The organism is Acidithiobacillus sp. TH-A36 (genome assembly GCF_057473445.1).
The window spans coordinates 1-4,973 of sequence record NZ_JBYCKP010000011.1 but is presented as its reverse complement, the minus strand read 5'-3'; the positions used below and the strand labels follow the sequence as shown (position 1 = coordinate 4,973).

The window sequence follows — 4,973 nt, the reverse complement described above, 5'->3', positions numbered from 1 at the left end:
GCGCACCGCGTTGGGTCCAGCGCATCTGCTGCTTTTTCACGAAGCGTTTACTGACCACATAGTTCACCGTGGATTCGACAAAGGACGTGGAAATTACTTCGTCATGCCGGTAGTGGTCGCCGTAGTTGGGGATAAACGCCTGGTTGGCATCAATATAGGTGCGAAATTCCCGTACCACCTTGCGCATTTTCTTCTTGTTCGCCGGATTCGCCTCCAGCCTCTCCAGATCGTCTTCTAAATGATTTTTCTCAATGCGACCCTAGCCTGGCTGTGACACGCTAGGCCATATTCGGAATTCACTGCAGCCTCCGGGTAAAGGGATAACGTCATGTATTTTCGACAACTGTTTCATATCGAGAGCAGTACCTACACCTACATTCTCGCGGATAGTACCTGGCGCGATGCCGTGGTCATCGATGCTGTGGCCGAGGGCAGTGCCGAAGTTTTGCAGATTTTGCATAATGAAGGCCTGCACCTGACTCATATTCTGGAAACCCATTTGCACGCCGATCATATCAGCGCTGCCCACAAACTCCGCGAGCAGACGGACGCACAGGTAGTCCTCAGTGTCCGAGCTCAAGCCGACTGTGCCGACATTGCGGTGGATGACGGCGATTTCCTGGTCTTGGGAGACGATGTCATTCGCGTAGTCGCTACCCCTGGGCATACTCCTGAGTCTCTGAGTTTTCGCTGGCATGACCGGGTTTTTACCGGCGACGCTCTGCTTATTGGCGGCTGTGGGCGCACTGACTTCCAGGGCGGCGATGCCGGTACCTTATACGACAGCATTACCACAAAACTTTTCACCTTACCTGACGAGACGTTGGTTTATCCCGGTCACGACTATCGTGGTCGCCGGGTGATCTGTATTGGCGAGGAAAAACAGAGCAACCCGCGCCTCGCCAACAAATCGCGAGAGGAATTCATCGCTATCATGGCCGCACTCAATCTGCCGCTTCCGAAATTGATCGATGTCTCCGTCCCGGCTAATCGTCTTTGTGGTGCCAACCCTTGATGTAGCCCAGATATTCTGACACTGGAGATTGTGATTTTAGGACCAATCAGCACTATCCATAATCATGAAGATATTTTGTCTGGGATAATGTCAGGCCACTCTATTACGTGAAACCTGTATACCTTTGCTGCCTACTCCGGGCAACATCAGAGAACTCGTGCGTCCGTTCTGTGGGGTGACCACATGGGCGGAGGCTGTGTTGGAAGATCAGCATCACATTTACTTCAGGACGCATGTTTTTGCGCCCGGCTATTGCTGGGTTTCTTATGATCTTTTGCCATTCTTGCGGGTTTTGAAGGGTGGCAGGCCACAAACGCGGTGTAAAACACCGTGCTGCGCTCCAGATCAGCAACGCGCAGGCTCATGTGGAATTCATGGGCGGCAGGAAATGCAAGTGAGGAAGTCATGTTGGTCTTTCCAGAGATCGGTGAAGTCGGTGGGCGCAGCGATCAGGATTCGCGCGGCGGTTTGTCCAGGCCCAGCCAGGTGCCGTAGAACAGGCGCGGCAGGATGAGCAAGGCCAACAGTGCGCCGACGATCTGCGCTGCAATGAAGCCGGGCGCGCTGGCCGGGGCGATGCCGGCAAAGGTGTCGGTGAGTGTGCGGGCCAAGGTCACTGCCGGGTTAGCAAAGCTGGTGGACGAGGTGAACCAGTAGGCCCCGGCAATCCAGGCGGCCACCAGCACCGGCACTTGTCCGAGCATCTGGCGTTTGCCGCCGAGGATGGTCAGGATGAGGCCGAATGTGGCGATGACTTCGCCCAGCCACTGGCCGCTGCTGCCGCGCAGATGGGTTGAGACCTGCAGCACGGGCAGATTGAACATGGCATTGGCCAGCCACACTCCCGCTACGGCGCCCAGCAGTTGCGCCAGGATGTAGCCCAGTGCAAGCGATCCCCTGATTTCGCGCTTTAGCCAGAACACACCGGTCACGACCGGGTTGAAATGCGCACCCGAGCGCGGCCCGAAGACCGTGATCAGTACATACAGCGTGCAGGCTGTGGCGATGGCGTTGGCCAATAACGCCACGCCGGTGTTGGTCGGCGAGAGCTGCGCCGCCATGATGCCTGAGCCGACCACGGCGATAAGCAAGATGGCGGTGCCGAGAAACTCCGCCAGCATGGGGCGCCCCAGGCGCTCCCAGGCGCTCGGGGCGGAGTTGGTGGCAGCGGTGGGCACAGCCATTCAGTCAGCCAGCACGAGACGGCGGGTGAGGTAGAACGGCTCCACCGGCCCCACTACGGCTGCAGCCCCCACCGGCCCGGCAGCCTTGATGAAGCGCGGATCCAGATGGGAGTTTTCGTGATCCCATACAGACTGCCAGACGCCATGCATGATATAGGCACGAAAAGCGCCGTCGGGATGGGCATTGCGAAGAATTTCAGTGGTCAGCGCCTTACGGTAGAAACGATTGGTGCTGGTTCCCGCCTGTCCAATTCCACTGGGATCATCCTGGGGCTCGAAAGTATTTTGTGCCACAGCCAGCAACGCCATCACTTTGGGTTCCCACCCGGCAAGATCGGCATCATTGATCATCACATGATTTTCCACGGTGACCGTGGCATTTTCAGTCTGATCAACGGGCGCGCGCAAAAAGCCTTCAATCTGCTCTGGCGTGGTATAAATGCCGTTACGGTCACCAGCACCCACGGTCTGATACACGGCGCGATAAGCCAGCAATTCCGGAGATTCAGGCTGTGGACCGGCATGCAATAAAGGTTGCAGATCTCTGATAAAGGCCTCTTCCAGTTTGGCATCTGTAGCCGAGGCGGCATCCACAAAGCGGATGAAAAGGCTATAAAAATAAGGCTGGACATTTTTTTCAACACCATCGAGATAGGCTGTTGCCAATATCCCTTTGAAACTTTCCGGATAATTTTTCACCATGGTGGAATCGCCGCTCATCTGCTTGAGGGCGACTTGGATAAATCCCGGCATCTTGCGTAAGTTTGATCCCAGGGCGTCAATGGCCGCCAGGAATGCTGCATGGTGTGCCGCTGTAACCCGCAGCTCGGCGTACAAGGTCACTGCGCCCTCAAGTCCCTGAAATGCTTCTTTGCTCCAGTGTCTGGTCGATAAGTTCATGCTAAGGCTCCTGTTTGGATGGCAAATAATTATTCAAGCCCGGTCAGAGCATCGAAAATCGGTTCGGCGTCACCAATCATTTTAGTTGCCATGGCAAAGCGTACAATGCGTACCGTCTCCAGAACCTTATCCTTGGGAATGCCTTGCAGGGCGATCTTGTCAGACATTGCCCGGACACAAGCCGGGCTGCTGCCCGCCAGTGCAGCTGCAAGGTAGACCAGAACGCGCGTCTGTTCATCAAGAGCGCCCTCCTGAGGCATGGCATACATGCGTGAGCGCATGTGCTCCTGAATCAGGCTTTCATCCACCACCGTGGATTTCTCGATAGCAGCCGGCACACGGCCCATGCCAGCACGCATTTTGGCCAATAATTCCTGGGCAGAGGGGTTCGTTGTGTTACTCATGATGCACTCTCCTTTTGACAAGTCGTTAAAACGTATGGGTCCTGTATAGGAAGACGGACCCGCCCTGAAAAGGATGCACATTTCTTACTGGAAGGAAGGTCCGACGATTCTAAGGGGTTTGGCCCAAGGCAGTGCCGCGACTTTGGCCCAGCCGGTTCAGGACGGCTTTTTGTGAGGGAGATGACAACAGACCTGACCCGAATCTGCATCAAACCGTACTTCACAGGCGGTCATTAAAGCCGCACGCAGGCGCAACCGGGCACGCAATAACCGGGATTTGGCGGCAGCCAAACTGAGCCCATGGGATAGGGCATAGGCTTTTTGGGTCATCCCCTGCAATTCACAACAGGTGAGGATATCGCGGTCAGCCGCTTCAAGGAGGGTGAGTACATGTGGCAAACAGTCGGCCAGCGAATCCACGGCGAGAACTTCTGCAACCGGTTCTGCAAGTTCTTCTGGAAGATCAACATAGTCGCGCTGACTACGAAAATTGTCCGTCAGCACATGGCGGGCTACGGTGAATAACCAGGCTCGGGGCTCGCGCAATTCACAAAACCTGCGACCTTCATGCAGCGCTTTAAGAAACACCAGTTGCAACAGGTCGGCAGACAAATCAGCATCTCCCAGACGGTGCCGTAGAAAACCGGATATTTCTGCCTGGTGCATTTTCCAGGCACGGGTGACGCAGGTTTCCGTAGGTTTCAGCGCATGATTCATGGACGCCATCATAAGTGCCTTAGTGTGGGTGTCACAAGGGAACAACCACAACACTAAGGTAATTTACGTGCCGCCTTGCCAATACTCTCGGTAGCCATCGGAGGCCGTGCAGCAACTCGCGGCAGGTCATAGATCTTCATTCCGCCAGCAATGGCTAAACCAACTTGCCCCATCGGACTGTCTGCACCAAGGCTCGGATCTTGGCTCTCCTCATCGCTGATCCGACTCTACAATGAAATCCTGTTTGGAAGGTCCTCAATCCATAATTTCCTGACTCAAAAAAATCAGGTCAAAAAAACCAAGTGATGATCTTGTATTTTTCACGGTATCCTATAAGATATATCCAAATTAGATATATCTAAAAGGCGGTTCCCATGAAACTATCCAATGACCCAGAGGGAAAATGTTCCGGGCCTTGCCACAGATCAGGGCAAGGCCGACGGAGATCCCGTATGCTTGATCCGGGCATGCTGCGTTACGTCGTCCTGCAGCATATTGCCCAGCATTCACGTCACGGATACGAATTGATCAAGCTGTTAGAGCAACAATCCGGGGGGATCTACAGTCCGAGTCCCGGGATGATTTATCCGATGCTCGCAATGCTCGAAGATCTCGGCCATGTTTCTGTAATTCTTGAGGGAAACAAGAAACTTTACGTCATCACTGAACAAGGGCAAGCGTTTCTTGAACAGAATCGCGCGATGGTCGTGGCCATCGAAGAACGGATCGCGACCCGATGCAGTGAAGACGCGC

Annotated in this window: 7 protein-coding genes and 1 pseudogene; 2 read left to right on the top strand and 6 right to left on the bottom strand. The window is 54.7% G+C overall.

All coding sequences use genetic code 11. The features are described 5' to 3' along the window. Positions 1 to 244 (bottom strand): annotated as a pseudogene (locus AC2VLY_RS00240) (ISKra4 family transposase); the annotation flags it as partial. Positions 245 to 328: 84 nt separating this feature from the next. Between AC2VLY_RS00240 and AC2VLY_RS00235 the strand changes: the two are divergent. Next, positions 329 to 1,015, top strand: a complete 687-nt coding sequence (locus tag AC2VLY_RS00235) for an MBL fold metallo-hydrolase (RefSeq protein WP_486892555.1) — start codon at positions 329 to 331, stop codon at positions 1,013 to 1,015. A 224-nt stretch (positions 1,016 to 1,239) separates the two neighbouring features. Here the strand turns inward: AC2VLY_RS00235 and AC2VLY_RS00230 are convergent, their stop codons facing one another. The 5 genes from AC2VLY_RS00230 to AC2VLY_RS00210 all read right to left on the bottom strand — a co-directional run bounded on the left by AC2VLY_RS00230 (position 1,240) and on the right by AC2VLY_RS00210 (position 4,220). Beyond that, positions 1,240 to 1,422, bottom strand: coding sequence for a hypothetical protein (locus tag AC2VLY_RS00230; protein WP_486892556.1), 183 nt, complete (start codon positions 1,420 to 1,422; stop codon positions 1,240 to 1,242). Positions 1,423 to 1,464: 42 nt separating this feature from the next. Then, entirely contained in the window at positions 1,465 to 2,136 is a 672-nt protein-coding gene (locus AC2VLY_RS00225; RefSeq protein WP_486892557.1) for an aquaporin, read from the bottom strand. Between the two features lie 63 nt (positions 2,137 to 2,199). Then, positions 2,200 to 3,099 carry a hypothetical protein gene (locus AC2VLY_RS00220; RefSeq protein WP_486892558.1) on the bottom strand — a complete coding sequence of 300 codons (900 nt, stop codon included), beginning with the start codon at positions 3,097 to 3,099 and terminating at the stop codon, positions 2,200 to 2,202. 29 nt (positions 3,100 to 3,128) lie between these two features. After that, positions 3,129 to 3,503 carry a carboxymuconolactone decarboxylase family protein gene (locus AC2VLY_RS00215; protein ID WP_193651492.1) on the bottom strand — a complete coding sequence of 125 codons (375 nt, stop codon included), beginning with the start codon at positions 3,501 to 3,503 and terminating at the stop codon, positions 3,129 to 3,131. 156 nt (positions 3,504 to 3,659) lie between these two features. Next, positions 3,660 to 4,220: a sigma-70 family RNA polymerase sigma factor gene (locus tag AC2VLY_RS00210; RefSeq protein ID WP_226860373.1), complete on the bottom strand. Its 561-nt coding sequence runs from the start codon at positions 4,218 to 4,220 to the stop codon at positions 3,660 to 3,662. A 452-nt stretch (positions 4,221 to 4,672) separates the two neighbouring features. Here AC2VLY_RS00210 and AC2VLY_RS00205 point away from each other — a divergent pair. After that, on the top strand, positions 4,673 to 4,973 hold a 301-nt coding region (locus AC2VLY_RS00205), incomplete at its 3' end, for a PadR family transcriptional regulator (protein WP_486892559.1).